General features: G+C 72.5%; 18 protein-coding genes. 9 read left to right on the forward strand and 9 right to left on the reverse strand.

The window, feature by feature from the left end; all coding sequences use genetic code 11:
* The first annotated feature begins 2 nt into the window (after positions 1-2).
* Genes gvpO through AB0K28_RS04485 form a run of 5 tightly spaced genes read left to right on the forward strand, consistent with a single transcriptional unit; the run spans position 3 to position 1,994 of the window.
* Positions 3-323 carry a gas vesicle protein GvpO gene (gvpO, locus tag AB0K28_RS04465; RefSeq protein ID WP_345396203.1) on the forward strand — a complete coding sequence of 107 codons (321 nt, stop codon included), beginning with the start codon at positions 3-5 and terminating at the stop codon, positions 321-323.
* Entirely contained in the window at positions 323-649 is a 327-nt protein-coding gene (gene gvpJ / locus AB0K28_RS04470) for a gas vesicle protein GvpJ (protein WP_345396206.1), read from the forward strand. The genes gvpO and gvpJ overlap by 1 nt, the downstream gene beginning before the upstream one ends.
* Positions 642-1,502 carry a GvpL/GvpF family gas vesicle protein gene (locus AB0K28_RS04475; RefSeq protein WP_364364995.1) on the forward strand — a complete coding sequence of 287 codons (861 nt, stop codon included), beginning with the start codon at positions 642-644 and terminating at the stop codon, positions 1,500-1,502. Before gvpJ ends, AB0K28_RS04475 begins: the two co-directional genes overlap by 8 nt.
* Positions 1,499-1,702: a gas vesicle protein gene (locus tag AB0K28_RS04480; RefSeq protein WP_345396212.1), complete on the forward strand. Its 204-nt coding sequence runs from the start codon at positions 1,499-1,501 to the stop codon at positions 1,700-1,702. Before AB0K28_RS04475 ends, AB0K28_RS04480 begins: the two co-directional genes overlap by 4 nt.
* Position 1,703: 1 nt before the next feature.
* Complete coding sequence (locus AB0K28_RS04485; RefSeq protein WP_364364997.1) at positions 1,704-1,994, forward strand: gas vesicle protein K; 291 nt, start codon at positions 1,704-1,706, stop codon at positions 1,992-1,994.
* On the opposite strand, the gene AB0K28_RS04490 is transcribed toward AB0K28_RS04485, so the two are convergent.
* From AB0K28_RS04490 to AB0K28_RS04520, 7 genes are all read right to left on the reverse strand, one after another.
* Positions 1,991-2,560 carry a putative glycolipid-binding domain-containing protein gene (locus AB0K28_RS04490; protein WP_364365000.1) on the reverse strand — a complete coding sequence of 190 codons (570 nt, stop codon included), beginning with the start codon at positions 2,558-2,560 and terminating at the stop codon, positions 1,991-1,993. The two genes, AB0K28_RS04485 and AB0K28_RS04490, sit on opposite strands and share 4 nt — an antisense overlap.
* A gap of 43 nt (positions 2,561-2,603) precedes the next feature.
* Positions 2,604-3,095, reverse strand: coding sequence for an NUDIX domain-containing protein (locus AB0K28_RS04495; RefSeq protein ID WP_364365003.1), 492 nt, complete (start codon positions 3,093-3,095; stop codon positions 2,604-2,606).
* Positions 3,092-3,622 carry a GNAT family protein gene (locus AB0K28_RS04500; RefSeq protein ID WP_364365006.1) on the reverse strand — a complete coding sequence of 177 codons (531 nt, stop codon included), beginning with the start codon at positions 3,620-3,622 and terminating at the stop codon, positions 3,092-3,094. Before AB0K28_RS04500 ends, AB0K28_RS04495 begins: the two co-directional genes overlap by 4 nt.
* Positions 3,619-4,233, reverse strand: coding sequence for a histidine phosphatase family protein (locus AB0K28_RS04505; RefSeq protein ID WP_364365009.1), 615 nt, complete (start codon positions 4,231-4,233; stop codon positions 3,619-3,621). Before AB0K28_RS04505 ends, AB0K28_RS04500 begins: the two co-directional genes overlap by 4 nt.
* Entirely contained in the window at positions 4,230-4,985 is a 756-nt protein-coding gene (locus AB0K28_RS04510; protein WP_364365012.1) for a hypothetical protein, read from the reverse strand. The genes AB0K28_RS04505 and AB0K28_RS04510 overlap by 4 nt, the downstream gene beginning before the upstream one ends.
* Positions 4,982-5,482 carry a SigE family RNA polymerase sigma factor gene (locus AB0K28_RS04515; RefSeq protein ID WP_345396249.1) on the reverse strand — a complete coding sequence of 167 codons (501 nt, stop codon included), beginning with the start codon at positions 5,480-5,482 and terminating at the stop codon, positions 4,982-4,984. The genes AB0K28_RS04510 and AB0K28_RS04515 overlap by 4 nt, the downstream gene beginning before the upstream one ends.
* Positions 5,483-5,561: 79 nt before the next feature.
* A complete protein-coding gene (locus AB0K28_RS04520; protein ID WP_364365015.1) occupies positions 5,562-6,083 on the reverse strand; it encodes an AAA family ATPase in 522 nt (173 codons plus the stop codon).
* A gap of 81 nt (positions 6,084-6,164) precedes the next feature.
* Between AB0K28_RS04520 and AB0K28_RS04525 the strand changes: the two genes are divergently transcribed.
* Positions 6,165-6,575 (forward strand): VOC family protein, encoded by a 411-nt coding sequence (locus tag AB0K28_RS04525; RefSeq protein WP_345396253.1) that lies wholly within the window; start codon positions 6,165-6,167, stop codon positions 6,573-6,575.
* Between the two features lie 152 nt (positions 6,576-6,727).
* Here the strand turns inward: AB0K28_RS04525 and AB0K28_RS04530 are convergent, their stop codons facing one another.
* Together AB0K28_RS04530 and AB0K28_RS04535 are read right to left on the reverse strand one after the other, a co-directional pair.
* On the reverse strand, positions 6,728-8,104 hold the full coding sequence (locus AB0K28_RS04530) for a hypothetical protein (RefSeq protein WP_345396255.1): 1,377 nt from the start codon (positions 8,102-8,104) through the stop codon (positions 6,728-6,730).
* Positions 8,105-8,271: 167 nt separating this feature from the next.
* Entirely contained in the window at positions 8,272-10,020 is a 1,749-nt protein-coding gene (locus tag AB0K28_RS04535) for a biotin carboxylase N-terminal domain-containing protein (RefSeq protein WP_364365019.1), read from the reverse strand.
* Between the two features lie 268 nt (positions 10,021-10,288).
* Between AB0K28_RS04535 and AB0K28_RS04540 the strand changes: the two genes are divergently transcribed.
* The 3 genes from AB0K28_RS04540 to AB0K28_RS04550 all read left to right on the forward strand — a co-directional run bounded on the left by AB0K28_RS04540 (position 10,289) and on the right by AB0K28_RS04550 (position 14,655).
* Complete coding sequence (locus AB0K28_RS04540) at positions 10,289-10,561, forward strand: WXG100 family type VII secretion target (RefSeq protein WP_345396257.1); 273 nt, start codon at positions 10,289-10,291, stop codon at positions 10,559-10,561.
* Positions 10,562-10,685: 124 nt separating this feature from the next.
* Positions 10,686-11,867 carry a S8 family serine peptidase gene (locus tag AB0K28_RS04545; protein WP_364365023.1) on the forward strand — a complete coding sequence of 394 codons (1,182 nt, stop codon included), beginning with the start codon at positions 10,686-10,688 and terminating at the stop codon, positions 11,865-11,867.
* Between the two features lie 136 nt (positions 11,868-12,003).
* Positions 12,004-14,655, forward strand: coding sequence for a protein kinase (locus tag AB0K28_RS04550; RefSeq protein ID WP_364365026.1), 2,652 nt, complete (start codon positions 12,004-12,006; stop codon positions 14,653-14,655).
* The last annotated feature ends 41 nt before the right edge of the window (positions 14,656-14,696 follow it).

Consider the following 14,696-nt stretch of genomic DNA (forward strand, 5'->3'; position numbering starts at 1 on the left):
AGGTGATCGCCGAGGGGTCGGACACCGAGGAACTGGACGGCGAGGAGGAGCTTGTCGAGGTGCTGGACGCCGCATCGGCGGGCGAGGCCGGCATGCAGCACATCGCCGACCTGACCAAGAAGGAACCGGAGGGCGTCACCTCGGTCGTCCCGGGGGACGACGGCTGGCTGGTGGACGTCGAGCTCGTCGAGGACCGCCGCATCCCGTCCTCGGGCGACATGCTCGCCCTCTATCGGGTGGAGATGGATATGGAGGGCACCTTGCTGTCATATCGGAGGATCCGGCGCTACCGGCGGTCGAACGCCGACTTCGGGGAGGCGTGATGACCTCCGGTCCCGTCGTCCGCCCCACGTACGGGTCGGGCCCCGCCAACCGCGAACCCGCCAACCTCGGCGACATCCTCGAACGCGTCCTCGACCGGGGCATCGTCATCGCCGGCGACATCCGGGTCAACCTGCTGGACATCGAACTCCTCACGATCAAGCTCAGGCTGCTGATCGCCTCCGTCGACACCGCCAGGGAGCTGGGCATCGACTGGTGGGCGCACGACCCCTGGCTGTCCGGACGCGACCGCGAGCTGGTCGAGGAGAACCGGCGCCTGCGCCGCCGCCTGGCCGTCGCCGAGGGACGGGAGGAAGTCGGTGGCTGAGGGTACCTACCTGTACGCGGTCGCCCGCGAACCCCTCTCGACCCCGGCCGGCGTGGCGGGCGCGCGCGTACGGACGATCGAGCACGACGGTCTGGTGGCGTACGTGAGCTCGGTCCCGCTCGACACCTTCGGCGAGGAGCCGCTGCGCCGCAGCCTTGAGGACCTCGACTGGCTGGCCGAGACCGCGCGCGCCCACCACCGCGTCGTGGACGCGGTCGCCGCCGCCACCACCACCGCCCCGGTCCGCCTCGTCACGGTCTACGCCGGCGACGACCAGGTCCAGGACCTCCTGACCCGCCGCGGAACAGCCTTCCACCGCGTCCTGTCGCACGTCACAGGCCGCAACGAATGGGGCGTCAAGGTCTACACCACCCTCTCCGACCCCGGGCAGGAGAAGACACCTGAGGCCGCCGGAACGCGCTCATCCCGGCGCGCGGCCGAAGGGACCGGCCCCGACACGGGGGCGCCCGCCCACCCCTCGCCATCGGGGGCGGCGAGCGCAAGGCATGACCGCGACGACGGGACGTACGGGCGGCCGGGGCGGGCGTACCTGGAACGTCGAAGGGCGAGCCTGCGCGGCCGGGAGCAGCTCCGCAAGCAGGCGCTGCGCCGCGCCGACCACATCCACCGCACGCTGTCGGCCCTGGCCGCCGACGGCTGCCGCCACCGCCCCCAGGACCCGCGCCTGTCCGGCCGCCACGACTGGATGCTGCTGAACGGCGCGTACCTGGTGGACGAGGCCCGCGCCACGGAGTTCGCCGAGCTCGCGGGCACCCTCGGCGGCGACGGCGTCGAGATCCGCCTGACCGGCCCGTGGGCGCCCTACTCGTTCACGGTCATGGAGACGACGTGACCACGCCCCTGCGGGACGTGGTGGCCACCGACGACCTGCCGCCCGAACGGATCGCCCTGGTGGACCTGCTGGACCGGCTGCTGGCGGGCGGCGTCGTGCTGACCGGCGACCTGGTCCTGTCGATCGCGGACATCGACATCGTCCGCATCTCCCTGAACGCCCTGATCGCCTCGGTCGACCAGCTCGAAGGGAGGACCTGACGTGAGCGCGGACAAGCCCCGCTGGCGCATCGCCGCCGACTCGGAGACGGTCGAGCGCGACCTGTCCCGCCTCGTCCTGACCCTCATCGAGCTGATCCGCCAGCTCGTGGAACGCCAGTGCGTCCGCCGCATGGAGGAGGGCAACCTGACGGACGAGCAGATCGAGACCTTGGGCGTCACCCTGATGCGCCTGGAAGAGGCCATGGAGGACCTCTGCGACCGCTTCGACCTCACCCCGGAGGACCTCAACCTCGACCTCGGCCCCCTGGGCACCCTCCTCCCGTCGAGCTAGAGCGCGCGGGTGGCGAGGCCGGGGTAGTCGAGGATGAGGGCTGAAGGGTCGTAGTGGAGGCGGCAGGCGACCTCGAAGACCGGTGCCGCGTAGTCGTAGGTGTCGTCGCCCGCGCGGGTGTAGTGCTGGTCGAGGCGTTCTGCGGACAGGTCCAGGGCGCGGACGTACGCGGCCGGGGCCGGGGCGCCTGAGCCCGTCGCCAGGCGGAGGCGGTGGACCGGGAGCGTGTTGGTCACCGCCGAGGACTCCAGGTCGACGTCCAGGCAGCCGTCCAGGTCGGGGGCGGGGGAGCCGTCCACCTGCCAGCGGCCCCTGCCGTCGGACTCCAGGAACGTGCGGCGGGTGCCGGTCACCGTGCGGCTGGTGACCCTGGCCAGGCGGGTGGTCCACGAGGTGTCGACCTCGATCGTGTAGTCGACCGCCCACGTGCGGCCGTCCTCGACGGCGGTCGTACAGCCCTCGATGCGATGCCCGCCCTCATGCGGCCGGAAGTACGCGACCTCGAAGCCGGTACGGGCGGTCACGTGCCGCCAGGCGGCGGTCTCTGGCAGCGGCGCGAAGGTCACGCCCCGATCCTGCCACGTCGCCCCCTCAAGTGATCAACCCCCATCACCCTGAGAGCAGGTGCCAGGGCAGGACGATCGGCGCGGCCGGGCGGTCGCCGGCGGCGAGGCGTTCGACCAGGGGCGCGAGCCGCGACGGGACGACGGGTTCGTCGGCGCGGGCCAGCTCGGCCGCCGTCCACCACTGGAACCGGTCGGTCGAGGCGCGCTCGTCGTCGTCCATTCCGGAGTCGTCCACCTCGAGCCCGTCCACCCGCAGCAGGAAGTAGTGGTCGCGGGCATGGTGCCGGCGTCCGCCCACCGTCCAGCCGCCCTCGCTGGTCGCCACCACCGGCCCCAGCGCCTCCGGCGGCACCACGTGGCCGAGCTCCTCGCGCAGCTCGCGGGCGGCGGCCTCGCTCGGGCTCTCGCCGGGGTCGATGCCGCCGCCGGGCGTGAACCACGCGTACGAGGGCTCGTCCACCTGCAGCAGCAGCCCCCGGTAGAGCAGGATCCTGTCCGCCACGTCGAGCAGCAGGACGCGGGCCGTCTCCCTCACGTCATCTCCACGGTGATGGCCCACCGCTCGTGGTCGCGCCAGGCGCCGTCGATGTACTGGAAGTTCGGCGAGAACCCCTCGCGCTGGAACCCCACCCTCTTGATCAGGTTGATGGACGGCTGGTTGTGCGGCTGGATGTTGGCCTCCAGCCGGTGCAGCCCCATCTCCCCGAACGCGTGCCCCACCAGCAGCCGCAGCCCCTCGGTCAGGTAGCCGCGCCCGGTGGTCGAGGCGAACGCCGAGTAGCCGATGGTGCCGCACTGGTGGGTGCCGCGGACGATGTTGTTGACGTTGACCCGGCCGACGATCGCGCCGGTGTCGAGCCGGCAGATCAGGAACCCCTCGTGCACGGGCTCGTCGAACCTGGCCAGGTACGCCTCGAAGGCCGCGTACGTGACGATGGGCGGCCCCGGCATCCACCGGGCGAGCAGGTCGGCGCTCTCCCGGTGCAGGGCCGTGAGCTCCTCGAAGTCCTGGAGGCACAGGTAACGCAGGGCCACCCGGTCACCCTCGGCAAGATAGATCACATCAGACATTCTGCAGGCCAGCTCCCGCAGTGCCAGGCGGTTCCGTCCCCTTCGACGGCGAACGGCTCGGCGTGCGGCAGCGGCGCCCCCCACACGCGCCCGCCCAGCCCGCCCAGCCCGCACAGCACGGCGAGCCCGGCGGTCAGGCTGGCGACGTGGCCGACCACCGCGACGACGCCGCCGTCGTGCCGGGCCGCGATGCCGGCCAGCGCGGCCGCGACGCGGCCGGTGACGGCGTGGCCGTCCTCGCCGTCGGCCACCGCCTCGTCCAGGGCGCCGTCCACGACCCAGGCCCGCAGCACCTCGGCCGTACGCGCCCGCACCCCGGCGTCCTGCGAGCCCTCCGCGCGCCCGAGGCCCACTTCCGCCAGTTCGGGAAGCAGGGTCGTGGTGAGACCGAGCGTCCCTGCGACGATCTCGGCGGTGGTGGCGGCGCGGACGGCGCTGCTCGCGTACACGTGGGTGATCCCCGCGCCGCGCAGCCGGCGGCCCGCCTCGGCCGCCTGGTCGCGGCCGCGCGGGGTCAGCTCGGCGTGCGGCACGGCGCCGGACGTGCGGGTGACGACGTTCTCCGACTCGGCGTGCCGCAGGCACCACAGGCGCACGCTCACTCGCCCTCCTTCGCGCGGTCGTAGACGCCGACGGCCCAGCGGCCGGGGCGCTCGCCGACCTCGGCCGACAGCCGCTCGACCACCTCGTCGAACAGTAGCGGCGGCCTCCTGTGCAGCCGCGCGCAGACGCTCTCGTTCATGTCCGGCGTGCACGCCTTGACCTCGGCGGCCACGCGCTCGATGGGGGCGTCCGCGGGGAAGACCCAGATCTGCATCTTCTGCGGGCGTTCGAGCCAGCCTTCGGGGGCCGACAGCTTGTCGTGATGTCCGCCCGTTCCCTTGCCGCACCTGCCGGCGCCGCCGCCCATCTCCCCGCCCTTGAGCGAGCTCCTGATGACCACCCACGCCCGCGGGTCGTCGCAGACCACCATGTGCGCGGTGTCCTTGCTGGTCGGGGAGAAGGTCACCGTCCGGGGGACGCCCATGGTCTCGTACCGCTCGGAGTGGAGGAGGGGCAGGGTGAAGTCCTTGTCGCCCAGCTTCACGCGGAACGTCTCCGGCAGCGGGAGCTCCGGCTGGAGACTGACCGTGTCCGTGGGCTGGCGCGCGGCAGGAGCCGGCGAAGGGGCCGGCGGGAGGCCGTACATGAGGGCGACCGCCGCGACCGCGAGCGCCGCTCCCGCCGACGCCGCCCGCCTGCCGCGCCGGATCCGCCTGCCGCGCCGCACGATCGCCCCCAGGTCCGGGGACGGCGGCGCGCTGCGGCTCCGCTCGTCCAGCAGCCGCTCCAGCTCGTTCTGCGTGCGCCTCATCGCCGCGCCCCTTCCACGTGCACGCTTCGTACGTCAGGATCGATCCGGAGTTTGTTGAGCGCCCGGTTGAGCTGGCTCTTCACCGCCCCCGGCGAGCAGCCGACGATGCCGGCGATCTGGGTCAGCGTGTGCCCCTCGAAGTAGTGCAGGACGACCACCGCCCGCTGACGCGGCGACAGCGCGCCGATCGCGCCCCACAACGCCGCCTGGTCGTCCGCCTCCGCGGCGCGGTCGCGCGGGTCCGCCGTCTCCGGCAGGCTCTCCGCGGGCACCTCACCCCGCCAGCGCCGCCGCCACCAGGAGGCGTGCGTGTTGACGATGATGCGGTAGACGTACGGGTCGGGGTCGCCCTCGATCCGCCGCCACGCCAGCCAGGCCCGCGCCAGCGCGGTCTGTACGAGGTCCTCCGCCGCGCCCCAGTCCCGGCACAGGAGGTAGGCCATCCGGCACAGGCGTGCGTGCCGGTGTGCCACGTACTCCGCGAACCCGTCGTCCATGCAGCGTCTCCATCTCGTCGCCTCCGCTGATGAATACCGGCCGGGAGGCCCGTACGGTTGACAGCGATTCCGAGATGTCTCAGCCGCGCCCGAGCACCCGCAGCAGCTCGCCCGCCGACTCCTCGGGGCCGCGGCCCGCGGTGTCGATCGTCACGTGGGCGCGGGCCCACGGTTCGTACGCGCGCTCCACGATCTCCCGCCAGCTCGGCGGGCGCAGGCCCGGGATGTCGAGCCGGCGCGACTCCGCCCGCCGCCGGTGCTCGTCCTGGTCGGAGCAGACCACCTCCACCTCCGTGACCGGCACCCCGGCCCGTACGCCCACCTCGCGCCACGCGTCCCTGGTGACGGCCAGCGGGTTCACCGACTCGGCCACCACCGTGAGGCCCTGCCGCAGGTGGTCCTCGGCGAGCGCGTACGCGACGACGTACCCGGCGGGCCCGATCGGGTGCTCGGCGAGACCCGAGCGGACGATCGCCTGTTCGATGGTGTCGACCCGCACATGCACCGCACGCAGCCGCCCGGCCAGCAGCCGCGACAGCGTGGTCTTGCCGGTTGCGGGCAGGCCGCCCATGACGACGAGCGCCACGTCAGCAGGGTTCATGAGGTGCCTTCCATTCGGTGATCGTCAACCGGTCAGGTTTCGAGAAGCCCGGCCGGGGTGGTGCGGCCTACCGTGACGGTCATGACTTTCGCACTTCAGTACTGCCACATCACGGTCGACGACATGAACGAGGCGGTCGCCTTCTACCGCGACGGGCTCGCCTTCGAGGTACGCAGCGACGTCGGGGACGGGGGGCAGCGGTGGGTGACCCTGGGCGACCCGGTGCACGGCGGGCCCGAGATCGTGCTCTCCAGCGCGTACGCGGGGCGCTCGGAGGCCGAAGGTGACGCGCTGCGCGAACTGCTCGTCAAGGGCCTGCTGCCGATGATCGTCTTCAGCAGTGACGACATCGACGCCGACTTCGAACGCGTCCGTGCCACCGGCGCCGAGGTCCTCCAGGAGCCCATCGACCGGCCCTACGGCGTCCGTGACGCCGCCTTCCGCGATCCCGCGGGCAACACCGTCCGCTTCCACCAGCCCCTGAAGGGGTGACCCGCGGCCCCCGTCGAGGAGGGCCACCCAGAACGAGAACCGGCGGCCGGTCACCGGTCCCGGGGGAAGCACGAAGTACGAAGTACGAAGCACGAAGCCCCGGCCAGGCGAACCTGGTCCGGGGCTTCTCGGTTGTGGTCAGGGACCGGTGGTCACCAGTCGCCGCCGCCGAAGTCTCCGCCGCCGAAGTCGCCTCCGCCGCCGAAGTCACCCCAGCCGCCGCCACCGACGTCGCCTCCGCCGCCGAAGTCTCCGCCGCCGCCCGCGTCGGAGTAGCCCTCGGCGTAGCCGGCGCCGTAGCCGCCCATGCCCCAGCCGCCGCTGAGCATGCTGCCCATCATGGTGCCGATGAACATGCCGGTCATGATGTCGCCGAAGCCGCCGTAGTAGCCGGAGGCGTAGGGCTGGTAGGCGGGACCCGCGTCGTAGTAGGGGCGCCGCTGGCCGTCGACCATGACCTCACGCATCTGCGGGTCGAAGCCGCGCTCGATCGCCTCGGCGTCCATCTTGCAGGCGGGCACGTCGCGGACGGCGCCACCGGGCGGGGCCCAGCGGACGTCGCGGATGGACGGGCCGTGCTGCGGGTTGAAGAAGCAGGGAGCGCGCCGCTCGGGGACCGGCTCGTTGCTGACCTTGGCCTTGACCACGGCGAGCGCGTAGCGGCCGTCCTCGAGGGTCTGGGTGACCTCGCGGACCTGGTCGGCGCGCTGCACGGCGGCGAGCTGCGTCTTGGCCTTCTCGTAGGAGTCGAGGGCGGTCTGCCACTCCTCGATGTGCTTGCCGCCCTCGCCGGCCAGGGTGACGTCGGTGTCGACGGCGGTGATCTCCTCGCCGAGCTTGGTGACGTCCTCCTCGACGGTCTGCTTGACCGCGGCGAGGTCCTTGGCCTCCTGGATGGCCCGCTTCTTCTTCTTGTTGTTGGAGTAGAGGAAGTAGCCGCCACCGCCGACCAGGACCAGCGCGCCGAGGGCGATCAGCGCCCCGGTGCCGCCGGCGCCCGGGTTGGCCTGGCTGCCGGAGTCGAGCGCCGAACGGTCGCCCTTGGCGGCCATGTCGACGCGGTTGGTGAAGTCCTTCATGCCGGCCACGATGTCGCCCGAGTTGGCGTTGACCGCGCGGGTGGCCAGGTTGCCTGCCAGGCCCTTGCTGAGAGCGTTGGATCCGGCGAAAAGGGTCTGGCCGTCGATGACGGCGATGGTCGCACTAGGACGGCCCGCCTTGCTCAGCGCGGAGCTGAGCTGGCTCATGTAGGGCGCAATGGTGGACTGGTCAATCGTGCCGTCGGGCAGCGCCACAGCGTAGATCTTGGTGTCCGCGCCCTTGAGCGCGTCGTTGATCTCGCTCTCCTGACCGGACGACAAGGCAGAGCCGGCCACCACATAGAGCGGCGCCTTCTTCCAGTTGGACACGACCGTGTCGGCATCCGGTGGCGCCGCCGCGTTGGCGGCAGGGGACAGCGCAAGAACGACGATAAGACCGGCGATCAGAGCCGCGAACGCGGCCCCTGCTCGGCGCAGCGAGTGGGTCATGGGCAGCAAGCCTCCTTCGCCCTTGAGGACGAATGGGCGGTCGGCAAAGTTCCTCAAGAGGCACGCTACCCGTCCAGGGCCGCGCGGGAGCACTCCGTGGCGCAACAGCCTGGCACCGGTTGGGTCCCGGTCGGGTCGATCTCCGGCCAAGCCCTCATCAGGGACCGTCAGGAGTCCTTGATCTCGCAGATCGTCGCGCCGGAGGTGACGGTCTGCCCGACCGCCGCCGTCAGCCCGGTGACGGTGCCCGACTTGTGGGCCGTCAGCGGCTGCTCCATCTTCATGGCTTCGAGCACCACCACGGTGTCGCCCTCGTTCACGGTGTCGCCGTCGCCGGCCACGACCTTGACGATCGTGCCCTGCATGGGGCTGACCAGGGCGTCGCCGCCGGCCGCCGGCTTGTTCGAGCCGCCGCCAGCGCGCCTCGGCGCCTTGCCGCGAGCGGCCTGCGCAGGCGCCGGGGCGCCCAGCCCGGCGGGCAGCACGACCTCCAGCCGCTTGCCGCCGACCTCGACCGTGACCGTCTCCCTGGCGGGCTCCTCGCCGGCCGCGACGTCCCCGTCGTACGGCGCCACCGGGTTGTCCCACTCCGTCTCGATCCACCGCGTGTGCACCGAGAACGGCTCCGACACGAACGCGGGATCCGTCACCACGGCCCGGTGGAACGGCAGCACGGTCGGCATGCCGGTGATCTCGAACTCCGCCAGCGCCCGCCGGGAGCGCTCGAGCGCCTCCTGACGGGTGCGGCCGGTGACGATCAGCTTGGCCACCAGCGAGTCGAACGTCCCCGGCACCGTCATGCCCGCCTCGTAGCCGGAGTCGAGCCGCACTCCCGGCCCCGACGGCGCGCGCAGCGTGGTCAGCGTGCCGGGGGCGGGCAGGAAGTTGCGGCCGGCGTCCTCGGCGTTGATGCGGAACTCGATCGCGTGGCCGCGCAGCGCGGGGTCGTCGTAGCCGAGCGGCTCTCCGTCGGCGATGCGGAACATCTCGCGTACGAGGTCGATGCCCGCGACCTCCTCGCTGACCGGGTGCTCGACCTGGAGCCTGGTGTTGACCTCCAGGAAGGAGATCGTGCCGTCCTGGCCGACGAGGAACTCGCAGGTGCCGGCCCCGACGTAGCCGGCCTCCTTCAGGATGGCCTTGGAACTGGCGTAGAGGACCTCGACCTGCTCGGCGGTGAGGAACGGCGCGGGCGCCTCCTCCACCAGCTTCTGGTGGCGGCGCTGCAGCGAGCAGTCGCGGGTGCTGACCACGACGACGTCGCCGTGGGCGTCGGCCAGGCACTGCGTCTCGACGTGGCGGGGCCGGTCGAGGTAGCGCTCGACGAAGCACTCGCCCCGCCCGAACGCGGCCACGGCCTCGCGGACGGCCGACTCGTACAGCTCGGCGACCTCTTCGAGCCGGCGGGCGACCTTGATGCCGCGCCCGCCGCCGCCGTACGCGGCCTTGATGGCGATCGGCAGCCCGTGCTCCTCGGCGAACGCCACCACCTCGGCGGCTCCGCTCACCGGGTCTTTGGTGCCCGCGACCAGCGGCGCGCCGACCTTCTGCGCGATGTGCCTGGCCTGCACCTTGTCGCCGAGCGCGGCGATCGCGGCGGGCGGCGGGCCGATCCAGACGAGCCCCGCGTCGATGACGGCCTGGGCGAAGGCGGCGTTCTCGGAGAGGAAGCCGTAGCCGGGGTGGACGGCGTCGGCGCCGCTGCGGCGGGCGATGCCGAGGAGCTTGTCCACGTCGAGGTAGGTCTCGGCCGGGGTCTGCCCGTGCAGCGCGTACGCCTCGTCGGCGACCTTGGCGTGCAGGGCGTCGAGGTCCTGGTCGGCGTAGACGGCCACGCTGGTGATGCCGGCGTCCTCGCACGCGCGGGCCACTCGCACGGCGATCTCGCCGCGGTTGGCGATCAGAACCTTCCGCACCGGCCTTCGTCCTTCCTGCTAGGTTCGGCGGCTCCACGTGCCTGCCGTCGTTCGCGTCGAGCACCTGCCCCGAGACGCGCCCGGCTCCCGGTCGGCCGGGAAGAGAACCCTATCGCCGCTGGTCGTCCCGGCTTGTCGGAGGCGCGGGCGGCCTCCGTTTCGATTGGAACAATCCTCGGGTAGACCATAGCCGCTCGGCATATCTCCGGCGACGGGCGGTGCCCCTTCCTTAGTGTGAGGGCGCTTTCACAGGTTCCAGGAGGTATGCATGAGCCAGAGCATGCTCGGCGGCGACCCCGCGGAAATGCAGCAGATGTCCAGCCAGTTCACGCAGCAGTCGGAGGCGGTCCGTACGACGATGACCGCGCTCGACCGCGAGGCCGCCAAGGTCGGCACGGCGTGGACGGGTCCTGGGGCGCAGCGCTTCCAGCAGGCGTGGCAGAACTACCGCACGGCATTCCAGCGGATGACCGAGGAGCTTCAGGAGGCTTCGCGGGTCATCGGGACCTACCGGCAGAACATCGAGTCCGCCACGAAGTGATCAACGGAAGAGGCCCTGGCGAAGCGGCCGGGGCTTCTTACCGTTGACCCGTGGGACCCGCCGTGAAAGGGACTCTGGCCGAACGTAACTTTGCGGCGAATCGGGCGGGCTACCCTTTTTCTCCATGATTGGTCGCGTCCTCCTGGCCAGCGTGCTCGCCTTGCAGGCTTCCCTCGCCCCAGCCGTCCAAGGGGCCGCCGCAGGGTCCGTCGCAGGGTCCGTCGCAGGGGCCGCCCCCGACTGCAATCCGCCCAGGGGCCAGCTGGAGGTCGGTGAGCCGTGGGCGCAGAAGCGGCTCGACCCGAAGAGCGTCTGGTCGCTGTCGACCGGCGCGGGCGTTCCCGTCGCGGTCATCGACACCGGCGTCGATCTCACTCATCCGCAGCTCCGCCTGGCTGGCAAGGCCGACCTCGTCGGCTCCGGCTACCGCGACTGCGTCGGCCACGGCACCGCCGTCGCGGGCATCATCGGCGCCCAATACGTCAAGGGCGTGCTCTTCCACGGCGTTGCGCCGGGGGCGCGGCTGCTGTCGTACAAGTTCACCGACACCGAGCAGAACGGTGACACGCAGCTGCTCATCAAGGCCATCAAGGCCGCCGCCGACCAGGGCGCCAAGGTCATCAACGTGTCGAGCAAGACGCTCGACCACCCCGCGCTCGAAACGGCCGTACGGTACGCGCTCGCCAAGGACGCGGTCATCGTCGCCGCCGCCGGGAACATCTCCCGCCAGGACGGCACCCCGTCACCCGCCTACCCGGCCAGCTACGACGGCGTGCTCGGGGTGGGCGCGGCCGGGCCGGAAGGCACGCTGGCCGAGTTCTCCAACACCAAGACGCCCGTGTCGGTGATCGGGCCTGGCCAGGACATCACCTCGACCTGGCCGGGCGGCGCCTACGCCAAGGGACTCGACGGCACCAGCTACGCGGCGCCGTACGTGGCGGGCGTCGCCGCGCTCGTCAGGGCCCGTTATCCCAGCCTCGACCAGGCGCAGGTACGCCGGCGCATCATCGCCACCGCCGACGGCGCCACCGGCGCGGGCAAGGGGGCCGGCATGGTGAACCCGATGCTGGCGGTGAGCGCGATCCTGCCGTTCGAGCCCGCCAACGCGCCCGTGGTCGCGCCGCCCCCGCCGACCCCGCTGCCGCGCAGCGCCGTGACCAAGGCCCCGCCCGTGGACGAGAGGGCCATCGACCTGGCCGTGCTCGTCGCGGCCTGCGCGATCGGGCTGGCGCTGCTGGTCGTGGCGATGCGCGTGGTGATCCCCATGGGCCGGCGGAGGGGCTGGCGTCCCGGGCGGCCGACCTGATCTGTACGGCGTCGTAACTATGGGTGCAAGGAAACGGCACAACGATTTGTTGACGGCCGTCCGAAACGCCTGATGCTGATGTGACAGATCTGGTTGAATGTGATCAATTCATGCTTTGCTGGTGAAAGGTTTGGGCATGCACCCTTTGCGCCCTGGGGATCCAGAGCGGATCGGCGCTTTCAGCATTGTCGGGCTGCTGGGAGAGGGGCCGAGAGGGGCAGTCTTCCTCGGGCGCGAGTCCGAGGACGCGCCCAAGGTGGCCATCAAGCTGCTCCCCGCCGAGCCGGAGTCCGATCGTGAGCCCGATCGGTACCTGGGGGCCAAGCGGGTCTCCAGCTCGTACGTCGCCCGCGTCCTCGACGCCGGTTACCACGACGACCGGCCGTACGTCGTGCGCGAGTACGTCGAAGGCAAGAGCCTGGCCGAAACCGTCGCCGACGGCGAGCCGCTGACCGGGGACGCGCTCGAACGCGTGGCCGTCGGCGTGCTGACCGCGCTGTCCGCCGTGCACCTCGCCGGGCTGGCCCACCGCTCGCTCACCCCGCACAACGTGATCCTCGGGGCCGACGGCCCGCGCGTCACCGACGCCGCCATCGGCGACCCGGTCGGCGACGCCGCCTACCAGGCGCCCGAGCAGCTGGAGGGCCGCCCGTACGGCCCCTACGCCGACGTCTTCGCCTGGGCCGCCACCATCGTGTACGCGGGCACCGGCCGCCCGCCGTTCGCCGACCGTGAAGCCGCCCTGAACGGCGACCCCGACGTCGGCATCACGGCCGAGCCGCTCCGCCGCGTCCTGCTGTCGGCCCTGACCAGGGAAGTCGGCTCCCGCCCGACGACCTACAGCGCCTTGATGCAGGTCCTCGGCGACGCCCCGAAAACCCCGGACACCCCTGCGGCGAAGCCCGAAGCGGCCCCAGCGGCCGCGGCAGCCGTCGCCCCGGCCCCGGCCGCCCCGGCCGCGGACAGCTCGAAGACGGACGCCCCCACCCCAGCAGCGCCGAAGCCGGCCGAGCCGGCCGCGGACGGGCCGGAGCCCGGCGGGCCGGCAGCGGAGACGGCGGAGTCCGGTCAGCCCGAGGTGGGTGAGCAGAAGCCGGATGGGCCTGTCGCGGACGCGTCCAAGCCCAATGAGCCCGTGGCAGGTGAGCCCAAGGCCGGTGCGCCCGTGGCGGCTGAGTCCAAGGCCGGTGCGCCCGGACCCCAGTCCGGTGGGGCTGGGGGCGAGGGGCCCGAGGCGCCTGCGCCGCGGCGTGCGCCTGAGGGGCCGCCGCTGGAAGGTGTGACGATCGCTCGGCTGCCGATGCCGGGTGGGCCGCCGCAAGGGCCGCCGATGCAGGGGCCGCTTCAGGGGCCGCTTCAGGGACCTCCGCAGGGGCCCCTCGGTCCTCATGTGCCGCCGCAGGGGCCTCCTCCGCCGGTGCCCGCTCAGGGGGGTCCCCTTCAGGGGATGCCTCAGGGGGGCGTGCCGATGCAGGGGCCGCCCCAAGGGCCGCCGCACGGGCCGCTTTCCGGGCCGAACCTGCCCCCGCAGGGTCCGCCTTCGGGGCCGCACGTGCCGCCGCCGCACGTTCCTGGGCCGCCGCTTCAGGGGACGCCCGTGCCGGGGCCTGGGATGCAGGGTCCTGGCATGCACGGCCCTGGGATGCAGGGGCCGCAGGGGCCTGGGGCGAATGTGCCCGTACCGCATCAGCAGGGCGGTCCCGAGTCGCAGGCGCCGCAGCTGCAGGGGCGGCCCGTCACGCCGGAGAGCACCATGTGGGGGCCGCCTGAGGCGGACCCGCCGCAGCCGCCCGCGCAGATCAGGATCGAGCGGTCGTCGTCGCCCGCGCCCCGCAGGGGGCTGCCGCTGGCGTTGATCGCCGCCGTCGCCACGGTCGCGCTCGTCGCCGCCGTGGGCCTGTGGGGCGCCAACCGCTACGTACGCCTCCAGCAGGTCGAGCCCGCTTCGGTGGCGCAGGAGAACACCGACGGCATCCCCACGCCCAGCGGCACCGCCACGGGCCCGGCGCCGCAGGGCACCGACCCGGCGAACCCGCAGGCGACCGCCGAGGCCACCGTCCCGTGGGCGGCCAGCAACGACACCAACGACGTGGGGCCGCTGGTGCTGCCCACCGAGTGGTCGTCGGCGACGCCCGACGTGCCGGAGCTGACCACGGCGCCCACCACCCCGTCGGCGCTGCCGACGACGCCGGTCGTGGTGCCGACGCAGCCGCCGGCGACCGTGACGAAGCGGGCGCAGCCCACCAAGAAGCAGCAGAAGACGCAGGCGCCGAAGCCGAAGGCGACCGTCACCAAGACGGTGCAGCCGACGCCGAAGCCGACCAAGACCACCCCCAAGGCGCCGGTCAAGACGCCGACGAAGCGGCCCGACCCGACGCCCACGCAGGAGCCGGAGCCGCAGCCGACGAAGACGACGGCCAAGCCCCAGCCGACGAAGACCACGGCCAAGCCGGCCGCGCCGGTCAAGAACCCGTACACGGCCGCGCAGGTGTGCGGCTCCGGGTTCTCGGTGCAGCGGTCCGCCTCGTTCTCGGGCGGGGTGACGTACCAGCTGTGGAACAACAGCACCGGCCAGAACTGCGCGGTCACCATCAAGACGGCGGACGTCGGCAAGAGCACTTCGATGGGTGTCACCCTTGAGGCGCAGGGCGGCGGCAGCCAGTCCGACAACGGCAGCTTCGAGTACTACGCCGGCCCGGTGAAGGTGAGCGCCAAGGGCAAGTGCGTGCGCATCTCCGGCTACGTCGGCTCGGGCAGCACGAGCACCGGCTGGGCCAACTGCGGCTGACCCGCCCCGCCTGACGACGACGCCCCCGGAGGCCCTGCGGC

It is taken from the genome of Nonomuraea sp. NPDC049504 (assembly GCF_040676845.1).
Lineage (GTDB): Bacteria > Actinomycetota > Actinomycetes > Streptosporangiales > Streptosporangiaceae > Nonomuraea > Nonomuraea salmonea.

What these genes read in the sequence shown, in the direction of transcription:
- gvpJ (WP_345396206.1), top strand. Translation starts at nt 323, where the DNA reads ATGACCTCCGGTCCCGTCGTCCGCCCCACGTACGGGTCGGGCCCCGCC.
- AB0K28_RS04510 (WP_364365012.1), bottom strand. Translation starts at nt 4,985, where the DNA reads ATGAGGCGCACGCAGAACGAGCTGGAGCGGCTGCTGGACGAGCGGAGC.
- AB0K28_RS04515 (WP_345396249.1), bottom strand. Translation starts at nt 5,482, where the DNA reads ATGGACGACGGGTTCGCGGAGTACGTGGCACACCGGCACGCACGCCTG.
- AB0K28_RS04520 (WP_364365015.1), bottom strand. Translation starts at nt 6,083, where the DNA reads ATGAACCCTGCTGACGTGGCGCTCGTCGTCATGGGCGGCCTGCCCGCA.
- AB0K28_RS04525 (WP_345396253.1), top strand. Translation starts at nt 6,165, where the DNA reads ATGACTTTCGCACTTCAGTACTGCCACATCACGGTCGACGACATGAAC.
- AB0K28_RS04530 (WP_345396255.1), bottom strand. Translation starts at nt 8,104, where the DNA reads ATGACCCACTCGCTGCGCCGAGCAGGGGCCGCGTTCGCGGCTCTGATC.
- AB0K28_RS04540 (WP_345396257.1), top strand. Translation starts at nt 10,289, where the DNA reads ATGAGCCAGAGCATGCTCGGCGGCGACCCCGCGGAAATGCAGCAGATG.
- AB0K28_RS04545 (WP_364365023.1), top strand. Translation starts at nt 10,686, where the DNA reads ATGATTGGTCGCGTCCTCCTGGCCAGCGTGCTCGCCTTGCAGGCTTCC.
- AB0K28_RS04550 (WP_364365026.1), top strand. Translation starts at nt 12,004, where the DNA reads ATGCACCCTTTGCGCCCTGGGGATCCAGAGCGGATCGGCGCTTTCAGC.